Raw genomic sequence first — 17,650 nt, forward strand, 5'->3', positions numbered from 1 at the left:
AGGAGGAAGCGCTTGCTGTCAAACACGCCGGTGCCCCAGGATTCGGGGGCGGTTGGAATCTGTTGATCGACCGTACGATTCCGGCATGACTCTCACCAGTCGGGCATTGCGCACCGGCGCCGCGGCCCTCGCCATCACCGCTGGACTGGTCACCGCCGCCGGGCCCGCCGCTGCGGAAGCCCCGCTGGGTTCGGGGAGCGACTCGTCGGGCACCGGCTCTTCCTCCCTGGTGCAGTCCGTGCTCACCGCGATCGGATGTGCCGTCGGTGCCAACTCCTGCGGGCCCATCGTCATCCCTCTGTAGATCGGCGAGATCACCGCGTAGCGGCAAGGGGCCTTCTCGTCGAGTGATGACGGGACACGGCCTTGTCAGGCTTCGGCGGCGGGGGATTTCGACCGGTGCAGACCTAGTGCTCGCAGTCGTTGTGGATCGGCGGGCAGTAGATGGTCGTGGCGCAGGCCAGGCAGGTGTGCGTTCGGTGGTGTCCGCCGATCCGGACGCAGGGCAACACGCTGACGAGCGACCGGCCTGCCCCGAGCCGGTGTCCGTTGGGGCAGAAGCGCGGCGCAGGTTCCGTCCAGCGTCCATTGCGCAGGTAGAGCCGAATCGAGTCGCACATACGTTCGATTATGCACTTCGTCGGATGGGCGACACGACTGGGCACACCACCGCCGAGCGAGTCCCGATCAGGCCCGAACGCGGCAGTCAGTAGTCGAGGGCGTGCTCCGGCTGACAGACGTACAGGGGCGATGGCAGGTAGCGGACGACGGCGTCCAGGAGTGGGGCGATGTCGTCGCTCGCGAGGGGTGTGGCGCACAGAATGGGCACGATGTCGCCGCTGCGGGTGCGGCGGCGGATGCGGGTGTGCAGGTCTCCAACGGTGAGCGAGTCCGCGCGGTGTTCGGTCAGGGTCGCCCTGAGTTCGCGATACCACCGCTCAGCGAGTTGCCTTCGGCTTCCCAGGGTTTCGGTTGCCGCACGTTCGAGGGCCGGTAGCGAGACCAGGTCGATGACGTCGAAGCCGACACCGGCGCCGACGGGGACCTGGAGGGCCAACGGCACCGCCCCGCGAGCGTCGGCGATCGTGCGGACACAGCGGTCGAAGTCGGCGGTGGGTTGATCGAGGCCGCCGACCAAGCACAGGCGGGCGACCTGATGATCGTCGGCGACGCGCAACATGGTTTCGAGTCGCGGGGTGGCGTGCGCGGCGGCGTTCACGACCACGATGACCCCGTCGGCGACGCGAATGGATCGCTCCAAGTCGGCGATGAGCGCGTCGCTCGACAGTTCGGTGACGCGAATCGTGTGCTCGATGCTGTTCATCGACCAGTAGACCGTGTTCTCGGTGTCGCCGAAACATCGGCGCAGGCGATGAACCACTCGCGCCGTCTCCTCGGCATCGCCGATGATCGTGACGTTGCGGATCGACTGCGGGTCAATAGCTTTGGTGCCCATCGCGCGGTACTCCAGATCGATGTCATCGCATCCTCGATCCGCTCACCGTACCCGCGCCCGAGCAGCGCTGGAACGGAATTCCGCCCCAAAGTAGAACGTGTTCCTATACCGTCGGCCACGTGCAGAAAGAACAACGCCCCGCCGTGGCTGACTGGTTCACTGCGGACGACGGCCAGGTACGCCTCAAAGGAACTCGCTGCAACGACTGCGGCACGCCGTACTTCCCGAAGAACACACTCGCCTGCCGCAACCCCCAGTGCACAGGTACCCACGACGGCTCCGAGCTCGTCGAGTACCTGTTCTCCACGCGCGGCCGGATCTGGTCGTACGCCGACGCCCGGTACAAGCCGCCCGCGCCTTACGTCTCGGCCGATCCCTTCGTGCCCTATGTCGTCGCTGCGGTGGAGCTCGAGGTCGAGCAGATGGTGATTCTCGGGCAGGTCGTGCGCGGTCTCACCGTCGATGATCTGGCCGTCGGCATGCCGGTCGAATTGACCGTCGGGACGCTGTACGAGGACGAGGACGCAGAACACACGGTGTGGATGTGGAGGCCGGTCAATGACTGACACGAATGATCGCGACATCGCCGTCCTCGGCGCGGGCATGCACCCGTGGGGCAAGTGGGGGCGCAACTTCGTCGAATACGGTCTGGTGGCGGCGCGCGCGGCGCTGGCCGACGCCGGGTTGAACCACCGCGACGTCGGCTACATCGCCGGCGCCGACACCATCCGCAACGGCTATCCCGGCTTCGTCTCGGGCGCGACTTTCGCGCAGGCGCTCGGCTGGTCGGGTGCGCAGATCTCGAGCAGCTACGCCGCCTGCGCCTCCGGTGCGCAGGCCATCGCCAACGCGCGCGCCCAGATCCTGGCCGGGCTGTGCGAGGTGGCGCTGGTGGTCGGCGCGGATACCACGCCGAAGGGCTTCTTCCAGCCGGTCGGTGGCGAGCGCCGCGACGACCCCGACTGGTTGCGCTTCCATCTGCTCGGCGCCACCAACCCGATCTATTTCGCGCTCTACGCCCGCCGCCGCATGGCGTTGCACGGCGCCACTCTCGACGACTTCGCCGCGGTGAAGGTGAAGAACTCCCGGCACGGCCTGAACAACCCGAATGCCCGATACCGCAAGGAGGTCTCGGTCGAGGAGATCTCCGCTTCGGCGATCGTGTCGGATCCGTTGCGGCTGCTCGACATCTGCGCGACCAGCGACGGCGGGGCCGCGCTGGTGCTGACGTCGATGGACTACGCACGCCGCCACGGCATCGCCGATCCGGTGCGCATCTCCGCGCTGTCGACGGTGACGCCGACGTTCCCGAAGACCGTGCTCGATCTGCCGGATTTCTCGACGGATTCCGCCGTGGCCGTCGAGCCCCCGTCACGCACCTTCCGGTCCGCCATCGCGCACGCCGCCTACGAAGAGGCCGGAATCGGTCCCGCCGACCTGTCCTTCGCGGAAGTCTACGACCTCTCCACCGCGCTGGAACTGGACTGGTACGAGGACATCGGGCTCTGCGAGACGGGTGCAGCGGAGGCTCTGCTGCGCAGTGGCGCAACGACATTGGGCGGACGGGTACCGGTGAACCCCAGCGGCGGACTCGCCTGCTTCGGCGAGGCCATCCCCGCACAGGCCATCTCCCAGGTCTGCGAGCTCACCTGGCAGTTGCGCGGCCGGGCCGACGGCCGCCAGGTGGACAACGCCCGCGCGGGCATCGCGGTGAATCAAGGTCTCTTCGGCCATGGTTCGGCGATCATCGCCACTCGCTGACCCTGAATCACTCAGGTCGGTTACCGAAACCCCGGGCCATGTCCGGGGTTTCGGCGTCATAGCCGCTGCTCAGCCCGCCATATCGACAACTTCACGCTCGAGAGTCAGGTCGGCTACCCGGTCGCGGGCGCGTTCGAGGGACCGTTGGAGGCGCTCCCCGCCGAATTCGTCGTTGCCGGTGTAGACGAACTCGACCTCGTCGATGCCGATGAAACCCAGAGCCGTGCGCAGGTACGGCTCCACGTGGTTCATGCTCGCCAGCGGACCGCCCGTCTCGTAGCCGGCGTCGCCGGTGCCGACGATGACGAAGGCGCGCTTTCCGGAGGTGAGTGGTGTGTACGGAGCCGCGGCCTCGGGATCGAAGGAGAAGGTGCGCCCGACCCGGACGATCTGGTCGATGTAGGCCTTCAGCATGGCCGGTACCCCGAAGTTGTACATGGGGACTCCGAGTACCAGCACGTCGGAGGTGAACAGCTCGTCCACCAGCTGGTCGCTGTAGGCGAGGGTGTCGCGCATCTGCGGGGTGCGCGCCTCCGGTGGGGTGAAGGCGGCGGCGATCCACTCCTCGGTGAGGTGCGGAGGCGGTTCGTGGCCGAGGTCGCGGCGGATCACCGTGTCACCGGGCCTGCCCTCGCTCCAGCGCGCGACGAACTCCCCGACCAGCGTGCGGGTGTGGGAGCGCGATCGGCGCGGGCTGGCATCGAGCTGAAGTAGCTGGGCCATCTCTGAAACTCCTGTCGGGACCGGGTCTGCTTGCTGGATCGAGCCTGCCCGACAGGGAATATCCGCGTAAGAACGCACATTTCTGTTACCCAGTACCCTTTTTCATACCTTTGCCGGTGAGACGAGGATGTGTATGGCCAAACGTAAGCAGGATCTCGATTTCGACTGCCCGGTCGAGGTCACCCTCGATGTGATCGGCGGCAAATGGAAGGGCATGATCGTCTTCCAGCTGAGCGAGGGTACGGCCCGGTTCACCGAGATGCGCCGCGCCATGACGCACGTGACCCAGCGAATGCTGACCGCGCAGCTGCGCGAACTCGAGCGCGACGGCGTGCTCACCCGCACCGTGTATCCGGAGGTCCCGCCCCGGGTCGAGTACGAGCTGACCGAGTTCGGCCGCGGTCTCGTCCCGATCATCGAGCTGATGGAGACCTGGGGCGAGCAGTACCGGGAGCAGCTGCGTCCGGCCGGGTAGACACCTGGCGCGGCTGAGCGCTCGACCGCGACCCGCGCGCGGGGTATCGGTGTAGCGCGGAATTCGGGATACTGTTCGTTACCCCGCAGACCGGGCGCTTCGACATATCGGAGGACTGCCGTGGCCACAGTGTTGAGCGATCCGTCGACGATCCTGGCCGCCCCGGGCACCGAGGGTGGTGGCGCTGCCCTCGATCAGGTGGCGCTGATGACAGGAGCTGCCGCGGTGGTCGGCGCGGTGCTGCTGTGGGTGGCCTACCTGCACCGGACGCGACGCATCACCTGGCTGCAACGGCTGGCCGACTTCAGCGGCCGCCTCATGAACCGTCCCGGCTGGGTGGCGCTGCCGATCGCGATGTTCCTCGCGACCATCCTGACCGCGTTTCTCGGCTTCATCTGGGACGTGAGCCTGCATGTCGGCAAGGGCCGCGACGACGGGCCGCTGGCCAACCCGGCGCACTATTTCATCCTCGTCGGCCTGTTCTTCCTCTTCATGGCGGGCATGCTCGCGATCATCCTGCCGCTCGACGAGAAGCCGGGCAGGGCCGCGGTGAAGATCACCCGCGACTGGTACGCCCCCGTGGGCGGCATCTTGATCGCCGGTGCCGGTCTGTACGCGCTGATCGGTTTCCCGCTCGACGACATCTGGCACCGGCTGTTCGGCCAGGACGTCACGCTCTGGGGACCCACCCACCTCATGCTCATCGGCGGCGCCGGTCTGTCGCTGATCGGGGTGCTCCTGCTCGAACTCGAGGGCCGCTACAACCGGCCCGACCCCGAACGGACCGACGGGCGGATGCTGTGGGCGATCCAGGCCTTCGCGTTCGGCGGCCTGGTGATCGGGCTGTCGGTGTTCCAGGTGGAGTTCGACTTCGGCGTCGAACAGTTCCGGCTGGTGCTGCAACCGATGTTGATCGTCTTCGCCGCCACGATCGCGCTGATCTCGGCGCGGTTGACGCTCGGCCCACTCAGCACACTGCTGCTCGTGGCCTTCGCCTTCTGCGTGCGGTCCATCGTGGCGGTCCTCGTCGGCACCGGATTCGAGGCGCCACGCAATGTGTTCCCGCTCTACCTCGGTGCCGCGATCGTGGTCGAACTGCTCGCCCTTGTTCCGCTGATTCGCCGACCGCTCTGGTGGGGTGCGCTCACCGGGCTCGGTGTGGCGACGGTGGGTATCTGGCTCGAATCGCTGTGGATCGAGCGGATGTTTGTCAATCCCTGGGTCGGCGGGATGTGGCTGGAACTGCTCGCGATGGCGGTGCCGGTCGGTGTGGCGGGCGGTGTGATCGGCGCGATGCTCGGCACCGTCTTGCGCGGCGAGGCACTGCCCAGACCTGCGGTGCGGCGTGGACTCGTGGTCGCCGCGGTGGTGATCGCGGCAGCGGCGACCGCGAACGGGCTGATCATCCGGGTACCGGAGAACGCGTCGGCGACAGTCGCGCTGACCGACGCCGATCCCGAGCAGGGTGGGCGGATGGTCACCGCCGACATCCGGCTCTCCCCCGGCGATCTCATCGGTTCCGATCCGGAGTGGGTGGAGATCCTGGCCTGGCAGGGCGGTACCGGCGACGACAGCCCCGGCCACGGCCTAGTCGTGGACAAGCTGCGTCGCGTCGCCGACGACCACTTCGTCTCCACCCGGCCCGTACCCGTGCACGGCACCTGGAAGACACTGCTGCGCCTGCAGGACGGGCGCATGCAATCCGCGCTCCCGATCTTCATGCCGCTCGATCGCGGCATCGGCGCCGCGGAGGTGCCCGCGCCCGCGAGCTTCACGCGGCCGTTCGTCGAGGAGATCTCGGTCCTGCAACGCGAGCGGTCCTTCGATCATCCGTCCTGGCTGATCGGGCTGGCGGGCCTGGTGGTGCTGGCGTGCAGCCTGGCCTTGATCGCGGCGATGGCGTGGGGTGCGGCCCGCGTCAACGACCGGTATCTGGCGGCGGGCAGCACGCCGGACCAGCGGGCGACGGTCGGACCGTGATCGGCCAGGAGCACGTCGACATCCTCGCCGACCACTCCCTCCTGCTGGCGATCCCGGCCTTCCTGCCCGCGGTGGCACTGGTCGGCCTGGTGCTGTTCATCGCGATGCGTGACCGGCGCGCGGAGAAGCGCGAAAACGAGGACGCACGAGCACAATCCGTGCCGATCGACCGCACCGAGGAGAATCCGTGACCCCTCGTCGGCTGCGGTACGGCTTTGTCACGGTCGCCGCGGGTTCGCTGCTGGTGGGCTGCTCATCGGGTGCGGAGTCCGAGCAGGCCGGCGAGCCCGCGAGCACGGCCCGCATCATCGACATCCGGATCGCGAACGGCGCGGTGTCCCCGGCCAATACGCGCACCGAAGCCACAGCCGGGCAACGCATCGTGCTGCGGGTCGACAGTGACGCCACCGACGAACTGCATGTCCACTCGGCCCCCGCGCACACCTTTCCCGTCGCCGCGGCGTCGGGCCAGCAGTTCGACTTCACCGTGACGGTGCCGGGCCGGGTGGAGATCGAGCTGCACCACCTCGGACGGACGGTGACGACGCTGCTGGTCCGGCAGTGAATTCCCTCGCCCACGGCCTCAACGGCGCCGCTGACCTGCCGATTCCGCTCACCTACGCGTTGATCGGCGCGGCGTGGGCGCTCACCTTCTCGTTCGCCCTGCTGTTCCTCGCCTGGCGTCGACCCCGACTCGACCCCGACTCACCGGGATTCCCGCTGCCCATGCCGGTTCGCCGGATGATCGACGCCCGCGCGACGCGGACGGTCATCGCCGTGGCGAGCGTGGTGGTCACCGTCTGCCTGCTCGTCATCGCGGTGTTCGGCTCCTCGGATCCGGCCCTGAATCCGGTGCCGGGAGTGCTGTACATCGGCGTCTGGGTCGGGGTGATGGTGGCGTCCCTGCTGATCGGACCGGTCTGGAAGGTCGTTTCGCCGGTCCGGGCGATCCATCGATTCGGCTGCCTCCTGCTGCGGCGCCCGCCGGAGCAGGGACTTCTCCGCTATCGCGAGGAGTGGGGCTACCTCCCGGCCGCTGCCGGCCTGTTCTCCTTCGTGTGGCTGGAATTGGCTTGGCGCGCACCGGGGTCGGTGAGCTCGGTGCTCACCTGGCTGCTCGGCTATCTGGTCGTGACCACGATCGGTCTCACACTGTTCGGCACCGTCTGGGCAGAGCGGGCCGATCCGCTCGAGGTGTACAGCACGCTGCTGGCGCACCTGAGCGCCTACGGCCGCGACCACGCCGGGCAGCCGGTGTTGCGAATGCCGCTGAACAATCTCGCGGGGACTCCCGGACTCGCCGGATCTGTCGCGGTCGCGGCGACGCTGCTCGGATCCACCGCCTTCGACAGCTTCTCCGCTTTTCCGCGGTGGCGCGAACTGGTCGACGATCTGGCCCCGGTCGTCGACGCGACACTGGTGCGCACGGCCGGACTGCTGGTCTTCATCGGGGTGGTGGGCGGGTTGTTCTCCGTCGCCGCGCGCGCCACCGGCGGCCTCTCCCACGCCGATCGAGCGCTGCTGCCGCGGCGGCTGGCACTCAGCCTCACCCCGATCGTGGCGGGCTATCTGATCGCCCATTACCTCACGTTCCTCCTCGAGAAGGGGCAGGCGACAGTACTGCTGTTCGCGGACCCACTCGACCGTGGATGGAACATCGCGGGCCTGGCCGATCGAGACGTCGCCTACGTGCTGTCGAGTCATCCGAGTGTGCTCGCCACCTGCAAAGTGCTCGCTGTCCTGATCGGCCACATCCTCGGTGTCGCCGCCGCGCACGATCGCTGCCTAGTTCTTCTCCCACCGCGTCACCGGCTGACCGGCCAGCTGGCATTGATGCTGACCATGGTCGGATTCACGTTCACCGGGCTGTATCTGCTGTTCGGGGGTTAGCCGAGTCAGGGGCACAGGGCGCGGGTCAGGATCGCCATCAGGTCCGGCTGTTCGCTGGGCGGCTCGGTCCAGACGATCGTGGCGGCCCGCCCGTCGGTGGTGGCGCCCGCGAAGGTGGCGTACCCGGTGATTCCGCCGGTGTGCCCGATATAGCGGGTGCCGCAGGACAGTTCGGCCGACATCACGCCGAGACCGTATTCGGGCATGCTGTCCACGCCGGTCGGCAAGGTGGCGAGCATCTGCTGAAGTTCCGGTTCCGCCACCACCTTTCCCGCCACCAGGTCGAGGAAGTATCGGTTGAGGTCCTCGCCGGTGGAGACCAGGGCGCCTGCCGCCCACGGTACCGAGGGCTCGATCCGGGTCACATCGGTGCGGGTGCCGTCGATCGGCGCGTAGCCGTGCGGGTGCGGACCGCGGATATCGTGCTCGCCGGTAGCGGGCAGGTAGGTTCCGGTCAAACCCAGCGGGCGAATGATCCTGTCCTGCAAGGCATCCGCATAGGGGCGTCCGGTGACGCGCTCGACGAGCATCGCGGCAACCAGATAGTTCGTGTTCGTATAGGTGAAGCGGGCACCCGGTGCGAACTTCGCCGGCCGCCGCAAGGCGATGGCGAGCTGTTCGGCGGGTGTGAACGTCCGATGGTCGAGAGCGGCGCGGTATTCGTCGATCTCCGGTGCGTCGGCGAACTCCGGTAACCCGCTGCGGTGCTGCAGGATCTGACGCACCGTGATGGCCCGTCCGTCGACGCCGTCACCGACGATCGAGCCGGGCAGATAGGTATCGATCGGCTCGTCGAGTTGTATTCGCCCCTCGGCCACGAGTTGCAGCACGATCGCCGCGACAAAGGATTTCGACACGCTGCCGACCCGAACCCGCTGCGGCGGCTCGACCGGAATCGGCACCCCGGTGGCCTGATCGCCGACACCGGCGGCCAACGTGGTGGTCTTGCCGTTCTCGGTGAGTGTCGCGATCACCCCCGACACCCCCGAGGCCACTGCCGCGTCGATGTCGTCGCGCACCCGCTGCACCCGCCCGGAGGATTCCGCGCGGTTCTCGGAGGGCGAGACCTCGGGACCGTCCGCCGGACTCGCACACCCCACCAAGGAGACGACAACCGCCATCGCGGCAACGATCGAGAATCTGCGCATCATCCGACCCTAGGAATCCCCCACCGTCCACACATCCGGAACAACCCTGGACCACACCCGGAGATCACACGGAAGCCGCGCTCGGTCCGGACAGCGGGTTCGCACCCTCGGTTCAATTGCGGCGCTGGGGATTCACTGCCATTGAAAATGAGGTGAGAAGGGTCGGGTCCGCCCCGCAGAATGACTCATGCTCACCGATCACTGGCCGCTGTTCGGACTGCGACTGGCCACACCCCGCCTGGAACTGCGCTTGCCCTCGGATGCCGAGCTCGCCGAGCTGGCCGAGCTCGCGGCCGACGGCGTCCACGCCCCTGACCGCATGCCGTTCGCCGTCCCGTGGACCGACCTTCCTCCCCGCGAACGAGCACGCTCGGTGGTCCAATACCACTGGCTCCGACTCGGCAACTGGTCCCCCGGCAACTGGACACTGAACCTCGCGGTCTTCGAGCACGGCCGAATCGTCGGACAGCAGGCGATCGCCGCCCGCGACTACGCGACGTTGCGTGAGGTCGACACCGGCTCCTGGATCGGCCTTCGACATCAAGGGCGAGGCATCGGCACCGAAATGCGCGCAGCGGTCCTCCACCTGGCCTTCGCAGGGCTCGAAGCCACCGACGCAACATCCGGCGCCTTCGCCGACAACTCGCCATCGTTGCGAGTCTCCGAGAAGCTCGGCTACGAGCCGGACGGAATCCGGCGCCTCACTGTGCGCGGGAAGGCCACCGTCCAGCGCCGAGTACGTCTCTCGCGCGCGAAATGGGAGAGCCTGCAGCGAACAACCGTCGAGATCGACGGACTCGCACCGTGCCTGCCCCTGCTCGGCGCGGCGTGAGCTGCTTCGAGCGGTCGGCCGGATGGCGACCGCTCGAAGCCGTCAGCTCCTAGGAAGCGACTCGGTGGGTGTCGCTGACGGTCAGCGTGCACTGGCCGCCGTCGCAGGAGCGCTGGAGCCGACCCCGCGAGAGGGTCTGCATCAGTCCGATCGCCCAGCACGTCGGACACCCGCGTAGTGCGATCAAACCCACGGGCAGCAGCAACAAGCTGATCGGCCCGACCACCGGGATCAGCGCCACCGACCCGATCAGCGCGCCGAACCCCACCCCGCCGCGCACCAGGTGCTCGACCATGGACTTACTCGCGAAATCATCGCTCATCATTTCCTCCGGCAGCCTCATCAGGCGTGGCCTGTAGCGCGTGTTGAACTGTCGCCCGGGCCCGGTGCAGCCGTGACTTCATCGCCGCCGTACTGAGCCCGAGCGCATCGGCGACCATCCGCCCGCTGTAGCCCTGGATGTCGCGCATGATCAGCACGCTGCGTTGGTCGGCGGGCAGATCGGCGACCGCGGCCGCCACCCTGCCCGCTTCCAGACGTCGCAGTACTTCGTCCTCGGCCGAAGCAGCCGCGACGGTGTCCTGCACGAGGACTCGTCCCGGCAGACCCGTCCGCGCCCGACGCAGGCACTCGTTGCGAACGATCCGGAACATCCACGACGCCAGCGCACCCGAGGCCCGCAACATCCCGATCTTGCGATACAGGATGATCAGCGCCTCCTGCGCCGCATCCTCAGCGTCTTCCGGTGTGGCACACAGGGAATGGGCGAAGCGCTGGATATGTGGATGCGAACCCGCCACCAGCGCCGCGATCGAATCCACGTCACCACCCTGCGCGGCGACGATCAATCGCTCATCGGGCCAGCGCGACTCACCCACGCCCAGCTCGTTTGCGCTTCACGACCACCATGCACGTGCAGAGCAACACCAGACCGACGACAACACCGATACCGATGACCACAACAAACCTCCGTGTCCTGTCCCGACGTCCGTCGCGACACACATAAGAGGCACCGGCTCCCCGAAAGGATTCACCCGTCCCGAAACTCGTCGGCAATCGACACGCCCCTCGGCATCGTTCGAATTTCGTGCTGTCCGGCTCCTTCCTCGGGCTGCGGTTCGTCTGTCGCCGCTGCGGCCGCCACGGACCTGCGAGCAAGGATCCCCGAAGGCCCTCTCAAGGACGACGAGCGGTGATGAGCCACGAGCGTGCGTCGAAATACACACCGGTTTCTGTCTCATGGTCGGCCAGGATCTCGCGCAACCGTGTGCGGGCTCGGTCGGCTTTCGTGGGCTCGAGCGCGGTGAGGAAGGCTGTGAAACCTGTCAGGCGGAGGAGGTTGTCGTAGGCGGCCGCGCTGTCGGGACCGTAGTAGACGGGGTCGTCGATCTCGGTGAAGTCGATGTCGGTGAAACCCGCTGTCGTCAGCATGGATTCGGTCGCGGTCCGGTCGGCCAGCGAGAAGGGTCCGCGGCCGGGCGTGGCGATCGATGCGGCGAGGACGTCGCTGAACACCGTCGCCCATTCGTTGCGGTCGTGGCTTTGCCAGACCAGCCACGCGAGACGACCGCCCGGACGCAATGCGCGTGCGATGTTGGTGAACGCGACGACCGGATCGGTGAAGAACATCACCCCGAACCTGCTGATACAGAGGTCGAAGTACAGGGGCGGAAAGGTGTTCTCCTGCGCATCGGCCAGCTCGAAATTGACATTCGACGGCCCTTCGTCGGCGCTGATGCGACGGGCCTGTTCGAGCATCACCTCCGAGATGTCGACTCCCACCGCACTCCCGTCGACGGCCGCGCGAGCCGCCTCGCGCGTGGTCTGCCCTGTGCCACAGCCGATGTCGAGCACGCGATCACCCGCTCCGACCCTCGCGGCCGCGAAGAAGTGAGCAGTGTGCAGACGTAGTTCGGCGTCGTAGTCGAACAGATCCATCGTCGTCCTCCGGAAGCTGTGTCATCGGTACGGGCCTCGGCGGGCGGCACGCACTCGGTCCATCTCACCATCACCTTCCTCCGCGCACCCGGTCGTCGCGTCCGTCATTCGAATCGACGTGACACCGACACGGCGACCCGCCAGGATGGGTCGATGTCGACACGAGAACTCGTCGTCCTCGGCACAGCCGGGGCTGTGCCCACCCGCCGTCGCAACCACAACGGCTACCTGCTGCGCTGGGACGGGCAGGGTGTGCTGTTCGATCCCGGCGAGGGCACGCAACGTCAGATGGCGCACGCGGGCGCCTCCGCGACCGAACTGAATTGGTTGTGTATCACCCATTTTCACGGTGACCACTCGCTGGGTGTTCCAGGCATCGTGCAGCGGCTCGGACGCGACGGGGTGCCCCACGGCGTGCATGCCGTCTACCCCGGCGAGAACGCCGAGTACTGGGAACGGCTGCGGTACGCGACAAGCTACTACGGCTCTCCCACGCTGATCGAGCACCCGGTGAGCGGTCCCGGCGAAACATTGCAGGGCAACGGTTTCACCCTCACCGCGCTTTCCCTCGCCCACAGCATCCCCACGTACGGCTATCGCCTCGCCGAACCGGACAGCCGAACGTTTCTGCCCGAGAAGTTGCGTGAGCACGGCATTTCCGGCGCCGCGATCCGCGAGCTGTCCGGACCGCTGCTGGAGGAATGCTCGGCGCCGAGGCCGGGCCAGAAGGTCGCGTTCGTCATGGATACGCGCCTGTGCGACAACGTCTTCGAGCTCGCAGATGGCGTCGACATGCTGATCATCGAGTCCACCTTCCTCGACTCGGAGACGGATCAGGCGCACGAACGCGGCCATCTCACGGCGCGTCAGGCGGGCGAGGTCGCGCGTTCCTGCGGTGTGAAAACCCTTGTTCTGACGCATTTCTCGGAGCGCTACACCGAACGCGAGGACCACCTGTTCATCGAGCAGGCCGACTTCCCCGGCGCCGTCCTCGCCCACGATCTCGACCGTGTCGCCCTCCCGCCGCGACGCACAGGCGAGTGAGGACAGCCGCGGCACACCGGCCGCGGCTGTCAGCGAACCTAGAAGCCGAAACTTCCGGTCGAGGGCGTCGCGGCCGGTACGGTGACCGTGACCAACTCGGAGAACGCGAACTCGGCGCCGTTGACGCAGCCACCGCGGGCGGTGATCGTGGTGCCGGGCTCGAGACCGTCGAGCGAGGTCACGACCGTCTTGCCGGGGTCGGCCAGCGATTCCGGGGCGCTGTCACCGAAGAACACGTGGTTGTTCTCGGGACCGACGCCCGCTTCGGCCCAGCACTGGCCCCGGTCGTTCGGGTTGCGCAGGGTGGCGGTGACGGTGCCCGCCGCGGTACCGGCGAAGCTGATCTCGGGCGCTACGAACGGGGTCGCCGCGCTTGCGGGCGCGCCGGGACCGAAGGCGACAGCCGCGGCTGACGCGGCGAGGATGGCTCCAGAAATTCGTCTGTTCATCACATGTTTGATGCTGCACCACAGAGGATTTCGAAACAAGGACGGCGGTGCCCCAGCAATCGGGGGCTGGCGCCTCAGCGCGAAGCTCGGCGCGCCTCGAGCCCATCCAGGATCAGATCCAGACCGAACCCGAACTCGCTCGAGTAGTCGTACCCCGGTCGCAGTGCGTGGTCGACGATCATCTCGGTGAGATACGGCAACTCGCCTGCCGGAAGGTTCGCGAGGATGTCGCCCGCGACTTCCTCGACGTCGGCAGGCACAGACACGGGCAGGTTCGCCTCCTGCAGGACGAACCCGCCGACGTAGCTGTCGATCAGCGAGACCGCGTGCGCGGCCATCGGCAGCGAGAACCCGGCCTCGCGAAGAACTCCGAGAACAGCGTCGTGATGACGCAGCGTCGCCGATCCGGGATTCCGGCGGGAATCCATCAGCCCGAGCGCCCAGCTGTGTCGCGCCAGTACCGAACGCGCCGAACAGGCCCTGTCGCGGATCGCCTCCCGCCACTGCGCACTGTCCGCCTTCGGCAACTCGATCGCCGCGAACACCGCGTCGACGACCCCGTCGAGCATCGCGTCCTTGTTCGGCACGTGGTTGTAGAGCGACATCGCCTCCACGCCCAGCTCCTGCGCCACCCGCCGCATCGTGATGGCCTCCACTCCCCCACGATCGGCGACCCGAATCGCGGCCTCCAGCACACGATCGCGGCTGAGCGGTTGCCGTACGGGCATGGGACCTCCTCGGTGACGAAGTGTTGACAACCTTACAGGTGTAAGTCAGCCTTACAGGTGTAAGTCACACCGGCCCGAACAAGGGAGCACCTCATGCCTATGCCGATTTGGTGGGGCCACATCAACAAGCGCGTCTTCAACCCCCGCGCTGTCGCAGGCGGAAAATGGCCGGTCCTCACCCACACCGGCCGCTCCTCGGGAAAGACCTACCGCACCCCACTCGACGCCCACCCCGTCGACGGCGGCTACCTGTTCGTCCTCGTCTACGGATCAGCCTCGGACTGGGTGCAGAACATCTTGGCCGCAGGCACCGCGCAACTCCGCACGGACGGCCGGGAAGTAGCCCTCACCGCACCCCGCGTCGTCGGCAGAGACGAAGCGTTCCAGGCACTTCCCCCGGAAATCCCCCGCCCACCGAAACTCCTCCGCATCACCGAGTTCCTCCGCATGGACCTCGCCGACTGACCTCAACCGGCCAGTCACGCTGAACGCCGCGGCGCACGGCTCAGGGTTCAGCCCACATCCCGTCGCAGCCAGGTGACTTCCGCGCCGACGTTGTCGGTCCCTTGACGGAACGCCTCGAGATCCTCGTCCCAGGGTGCGCCCAGTGCTCGGTCGAGTTCGGTGGAGAGGTCGAAGGTTCCGTGGACGTCCAGTTCTTTGGCCGCTTGGAGTAAGGCGCGTAATCGCATTTCGCCCAGCATCACGTCACCGTTGGCGCCGGTGGATCCGTGCCAGAGGCCGAGGGCGGGCACGAAGCTGTAGCGTTCGCCGTCGACGCCTTCGCTGGGGTCCTCGGTGACTTCGAAACGGAGTACAGGCCAGGTGCGCAATGATTGGGCTATCCGGGCCGCGGTGCCGACGGGGCCGACCCAGTCGCTGCTGGCGCGGAGTTGTCCGTCGGCCGGTTGGGTGTTCCAGCGCAATTTCGCGGGGGACGACAGCGCGGTGGACAGCGCCCATTCCACGTGAGGGCACAACGCGGCAGGCGATGAGTGGATGTAGACCACACCCGCCGTCGCGTCAGCGAACTGACTCGATGCGCGCACTTACCAACACCTCCAGCCTCGACAAGGAACGTCTTCCCCAACGGCCCGTCGTGGTCTGGCGTGGCACGAGTGTACTGAAGTGTGCGGTGTTGCGCGTGTTACTTTACTGCGTGTTATGTGTCTCTGCGATAACGGAATCGCTGAATTTCGGCCACGCCGCTCTGGCCCAGTCCCCGAAATTCTCGTCGCTCAACGCGATTGTCGCCACTCCGATTTCCGGATCGACCCAGAGGAACGTGCCGGACTGCCCGAAGTGCCCGTAGGTGCGGGCGGAATTGGTTGCCCCCGTCCAATGCGGGGTTTTCCCGTCGCGGATTTCGAATCCCAATCCCCAGTCGTTGGGGCGCTGGGAGCCGTATCCGGGCAGGACTCCGTTGCGGTCGGGGAATTGCACCGAGGTCGCGTCGTCCAGAGTTTGCTGAGATATCAATTGAGGTGTCAGCAACTCGGCGGCGAATAGCGTGAGGTCGGCGAGGGAAGCACTGCCCGCATGGCCGGCGGAACCGTCGAGGACCGCCGTGCGCATACCGAGCGGCTCGAAAACCGCCTCACGCAGATACTGCGGGAATTCGATCCCGGTGTGCTCGGTGAGGAAATCGGCGAGCAGTTCGAAGCCCGCGCTCGAGTAGATACGCCGGGCCCCTGGTGCGGCGAGAACTTCGGGAGTGGCGAACGCGACGCCCGAGGTGTGGGCCAGCAGATGCCGCACGGTCGAACCGGGCGGACCCGCCGGTTGGTCGAGTTCGACCGCACCTTCCTCGAGCGCCACGAGGGTGGCGTAGGCGACGAGCGGTTTGGTGACCGAGGCCAGCCGGAACACCCGTTCGGTGTCGCCGATGCTCGACACCGTGCCTGCGGTGACGACGGCGGCGGCGGCGTTCTCGACCGGCCAGTGCTGTACCTGCTGCAACGATCGCATATCGGCAGCGTACGAGACGCGGCTACGATCGTGGACACCATGAGTCCCGCACCATCGATCCACGGCGACGTGGCGGCCGGTTTCGGCCCCGTCGCCGACGCCTTCCGCCGCAACTTCACCGAGCACGGCGAGATCGGCGCCGCCGTCGCCGTCTACTCCGGTGACCAACCCCTGGTCGACCTGTCGGCAGGCCATCGCGACCGCAAGCGCGAGGTGGCCTGGGAGCGCGACACGATCGTGCCGGTGTTCTCCTCATCGAAGGGAATGTCGGCGTTCACCCTCGCGGCGGCGGTATCGCGGGGGCTGCTCGACTACGAGGCCCCGGTGGCGAAGTACTGGCCGGAGTTCGCCGCGCACGGCAAGGAGCGCATCACGGTGCGTCAGCTGATCGACCATCAGGCCGGGCTGTCGGGACTGGACCGGATCGTGAAACTGCGCGAACTGGTCGACCGCGAGGCCCTCGGCGAACTGCTGGCCGCGCAGAAGCCGGCCTGGGAGCCGGGCACTCGGCACGGTTATCACGCGCTCACGCTGGGGCTGTATCAGAGCGAACTGCTGCGGCGGGTGGATCCGGCGGGCCGAAGTCTCGGGCGATTCTTCGCCGAGGAGATCGCCGCCCCGGTCGGCGCCGATCTGTTCATCGGACTGCCCGAGACCGAGTCGATGGACCGGGTCGCCCAGCTCTCGGCGACCAAGGGCTGGGACATCTGGCGCTACGAGTGGCGCGATCTGCCGCTGCGCATCGGCGGTGAGGTCTATGCCAAGCGCGGATACTCCTACGCGGCCCTGACCAATCCGCGCCCCGGCGCTCCCGCCCGCGCCGCGCGACGGGAGTTCCTAGAAATCGAATGGCCCGGCATGAACGGCGTCGGTAATGCCCGCGCGCTGGCGAAGGTCTACGGCGCCGCCGCGGGCCGCACCGGTGTGCTGCCGATCAGCGAGGACGTTCTCGACCTGCTGGCCGCCGCCGACACCGCCGACGATGTGCCCGCCGACGACCTGGTGCTGCACACCAAGAGCCGCTACCACCTCGGTTTCCGCAAGTCGCGCGGCACGTTCCGCTTCGGCTCGGACAAGCGCGCGTACGGCACCACCGGTCTGGGCGGCTCCTTCGGATTCGCCGACCCGGCAACCGGAGTGGGCTTCGGCTACAGCATGAATCGCCTCGGTATGGCGATTCTCGACGATGTGCGCAGCCGCAACCTGCGCGAGGTCGTCGTGCGGTGCGCCGCCTGAGTCCACGATCCGAACCGACGAG

General features: G+C 67.4%; 23 protein-coding genes. 12 read left to right on the top strand and 11 right to left on the bottom strand.

The annotated features are described in order from the left end of the window. Positions 1 to 85 precede the first annotated feature (85 nt). Positions 86 to 304 (top strand): hypothetical protein, encoded by a 219-nt coding sequence (locus ACFQ9R_RS32580; RefSeq protein ID WP_378996290.1) that lies wholly within the window; start codon positions 86 to 88, stop codon positions 302 to 304. Positions 305 to 407: 103 nt separating this feature from the next. Here ACFQ9R_RS32580 and ACFQ9R_RS32585 read toward each other — a convergent pair whose 3' ends face one another. Next, the gene (locus ACFQ9R_RS32585; RefSeq protein WP_378996292.1) at positions 408 to 620 is read right to left on the bottom strand and encodes a hypothetical protein; all 213 of its coding nucleotides are present in this window, start codon (positions 618 to 620) and stop codon (positions 408 to 410) included. A gap of 86 nt (positions 621 to 706) precedes the next feature. Then, positions 707 to 1,456, bottom strand: a complete 750-nt coding sequence (locus ACFQ9R_RS32590; protein ID WP_378996294.1) for a GTP-binding protein — start codon at positions 1,454 to 1,456, stop codon at positions 707 to 709. A 119-nt stretch (positions 1,457 to 1,575) separates the two neighbouring features. On the opposite strand from ACFQ9R_RS32590, the gene ACFQ9R_RS32595 reads away from it, so the two are divergent. Continuing rightward, complete coding sequence (locus ACFQ9R_RS32595) at positions 1,576 to 2,022, top strand: Zn-ribbon domain-containing OB-fold protein (RefSeq protein WP_378996296.1); 447 nt, start codon at positions 1,576 to 1,578, stop codon at positions 2,020 to 2,022. Next, positions 2,015 to 3,217, top strand: coding sequence for a lipid-transfer protein (locus tag ACFQ9R_RS32600; protein ID WP_378996298.1), 1,203 nt, complete (start codon positions 2,015 to 2,017; stop codon positions 3,215 to 3,217). The genes ACFQ9R_RS32595 and ACFQ9R_RS32600 overlap by 8 nt, the downstream gene beginning before the upstream one ends. 69 nt (positions 3,218 to 3,286) lie before the next feature. Here ACFQ9R_RS32600 and ACFQ9R_RS32605 read toward each other — a convergent pair whose 3' ends face one another. After that, on the bottom strand, positions 3,287 to 3,940 hold the full coding sequence (locus ACFQ9R_RS32605) for an FMN-dependent NADH-azoreductase (protein ID WP_378996300.1): 654 nt from the start codon (positions 3,938 to 3,940) through the stop codon (positions 3,287 to 3,289). A gap of 133 nt (positions 3,941 to 4,073) precedes the next feature. Here ACFQ9R_RS32605 and ACFQ9R_RS32610 point away from each other — a divergent pair, with 133 nt between their 5' ends. From ACFQ9R_RS32610 to ACFQ9R_RS32630, 5 genes are all read left to right on the top strand, one after another. Beyond that, positions 4,074 to 4,415 carry a winged helix-turn-helix transcriptional regulator gene (locus tag ACFQ9R_RS32610; protein ID WP_378996302.1) on the top strand — a complete coding sequence of 114 codons (342 nt, stop codon included), beginning with the start codon at positions 4,074 to 4,076 and terminating at the stop codon, positions 4,413 to 4,415. A 120-nt stretch (positions 4,416 to 4,535) separates the two neighbouring features. After that, a complete protein-coding gene (locus tag ACFQ9R_RS32615) occupies positions 4,536 to 6,395 on the top strand; it encodes a hypothetical protein (RefSeq protein ID WP_378996304.1) in 1,860 nt (619 codons plus the stop codon). Further along, positions 6,395 to 6,586 (top strand): hypothetical protein, encoded by a 192-nt coding sequence (locus ACFQ9R_RS32620; RefSeq protein WP_378996363.1) that lies wholly within the window; start codon positions 6,395 to 6,397, stop codon positions 6,584 to 6,586. The genes ACFQ9R_RS32615 and ACFQ9R_RS32620 overlap by 1 nt, the downstream gene beginning before the upstream one ends. Next, the gene (locus ACFQ9R_RS32625; protein WP_378996306.1) at positions 6,583 to 6,960 is read left to right on the top strand and encodes a hypothetical protein; all 378 of its coding nucleotides are present in this window, start codon (positions 6,583 to 6,585) and stop codon (positions 6,958 to 6,960) included. The genes ACFQ9R_RS32620 and ACFQ9R_RS32625 overlap by 4 nt, the downstream gene beginning before the upstream one ends. Further along, on the top strand, positions 6,957 to 8,285 hold the full coding sequence (locus ACFQ9R_RS32630) for a hypothetical protein (RefSeq protein WP_378996308.1): 1,329 nt from the start codon (positions 6,957 to 6,959) through the stop codon (positions 8,283 to 8,285). Before ACFQ9R_RS32625 ends, ACFQ9R_RS32630 begins: the two co-directional genes overlap by 4 nt. 5 nt (positions 8,286 to 8,290) lie before the next feature. Here ACFQ9R_RS32630 and ACFQ9R_RS32635 read toward each other — a convergent pair whose 3' ends face one another. After that, positions 8,291 to 9,433: a serine hydrolase domain-containing protein gene (locus tag ACFQ9R_RS32635; protein ID WP_378996310.1), complete on the bottom strand. Its 1,143-nt coding sequence runs from the start codon at positions 9,431 to 9,433 to the stop codon at positions 8,291 to 8,293. Positions 9,434 to 9,620: 187 nt separating this feature from the next. On the opposite strand from ACFQ9R_RS32635, the gene ACFQ9R_RS32640 reads away from it, so the two are divergent. After that, positions 9,621 to 10,265 (top strand): GNAT family N-acetyltransferase, encoded by a 645-nt coding sequence (locus tag ACFQ9R_RS32640; protein WP_378996313.1) that lies wholly within the window; start codon positions 9,621 to 9,623, stop codon positions 10,263 to 10,265. A gap of 49 nt (positions 10,266 to 10,314) precedes the next feature. Here the strand turns inward: ACFQ9R_RS32640 and ACFQ9R_RS32645 are convergent, their stop codons facing one another. The 3 genes from ACFQ9R_RS32645 to ACFQ9R_RS32655 all read right to left on the bottom strand — a co-directional run bounded on the left by ACFQ9R_RS32645 (position 10,315) and on the right by ACFQ9R_RS32655 (position 12,203). Then, on the bottom strand, positions 10,315 to 10,587 hold the full coding sequence (locus ACFQ9R_RS32645) for a hypothetical protein (protein ID WP_378996315.1): 273 nt from the start codon (positions 10,585 to 10,587) through the stop codon (positions 10,315 to 10,317). Next, positions 10,577 to 11,143, bottom strand: coding sequence for an RNA polymerase sigma factor (locus ACFQ9R_RS32650; RefSeq protein WP_378996317.1), 567 nt, complete (start codon positions 11,141 to 11,143; stop codon positions 10,577 to 10,579). The genes ACFQ9R_RS32645 and ACFQ9R_RS32650 overlap by 11 nt, the downstream gene beginning before the upstream one ends. A gap of 298 nt (positions 11,144 to 11,441) precedes the next feature. Beyond that, a complete protein-coding gene (locus ACFQ9R_RS32655; RefSeq protein WP_378996319.1) occupies positions 11,442 to 12,203 on the bottom strand; it encodes a class I SAM-dependent methyltransferase in 762 nt (253 codons plus the stop codon). 153 nt (positions 12,204 to 12,356) lie between these two features. Between ACFQ9R_RS32655 and ACFQ9R_RS32660 the strand changes: the two genes are divergently transcribed. Beyond that, a complete protein-coding gene (locus ACFQ9R_RS32660) occupies positions 12,357 to 13,247 on the top strand; it encodes a ribonuclease Z (protein ID WP_378996321.1) in 891 nt (296 codons plus the stop codon). Positions 13,248 to 13,285: 38 nt separating this feature from the next. On the opposite strand, the gene ACFQ9R_RS32665 is transcribed toward ACFQ9R_RS32660, so the two are convergent. Next, positions 13,286 to 13,696, bottom strand: a complete 411-nt coding sequence (locus ACFQ9R_RS32665) for a hypothetical protein (protein ID WP_378996324.1) — start codon at positions 13,694 to 13,696, stop codon at positions 13,286 to 13,288. A 74-nt stretch (positions 13,697 to 13,770) separates the two neighbouring features. Beyond that, positions 13,771 to 14,424: a TetR/AcrR family transcriptional regulator gene (locus tag ACFQ9R_RS32670; protein WP_378996326.1), complete on the bottom strand. Its 654-nt coding sequence runs from the start codon at positions 14,422 to 14,424 to the stop codon at positions 13,771 to 13,773. A 93-nt stretch (positions 14,425 to 14,517) separates the two neighbouring features. Between ACFQ9R_RS32670 and ACFQ9R_RS32675 the strand changes: the two genes are divergently transcribed. Beyond that, positions 14,518 to 14,889: a nitroreductase family deazaflavin-dependent oxidoreductase gene (locus ACFQ9R_RS32675; protein ID WP_378996329.1), complete on the top strand. Its 372-nt coding sequence runs from the start codon at positions 14,518 to 14,520 to the stop codon at positions 14,887 to 14,889. Between the two features lie 47 nt (positions 14,890 to 14,936). Here the strand turns inward: ACFQ9R_RS32675 and ACFQ9R_RS32680 are convergent, their stop codons facing one another. Then, a complete protein-coding gene (locus ACFQ9R_RS32680; RefSeq protein ID WP_378996331.1) occupies positions 14,937 to 15,473 on the bottom strand; it encodes a DUF3145 domain-containing protein in 537 nt (178 codons plus the stop codon). Positions 15,474 to 15,576: 103 nt separating this feature from the next. Beyond that, entirely contained in the window at positions 15,577 to 16,392 is an 816-nt protein-coding gene (locus tag ACFQ9R_RS32685) for a serine hydrolase domain-containing protein (protein WP_378996333.1), read from the bottom strand. A 39-nt stretch (positions 16,393 to 16,431) separates the two neighbouring features. On the opposite strand from ACFQ9R_RS32685, the gene ACFQ9R_RS32690 reads away from it, so the two are divergent. After that, positions 16,432 to 17,628, top strand: a complete 1,197-nt coding sequence (locus ACFQ9R_RS32690) for a serine hydrolase domain-containing protein (protein ID WP_378996335.1) — start codon at positions 16,432 to 16,434, stop codon at positions 17,626 to 17,628. The last annotated feature ends 22 nt before the right edge of the window (positions 17,629 to 17,650 follow it).

Origin of the sequence: Nocardia sp. NPDC056541, from assembly GCF_042794235.1 — a bacterium.
Classification (GTDB): Bacteria; Actinomycetota; Actinomycetes; order Mycobacteriales; family Mycobacteriaceae; genus Nocardia.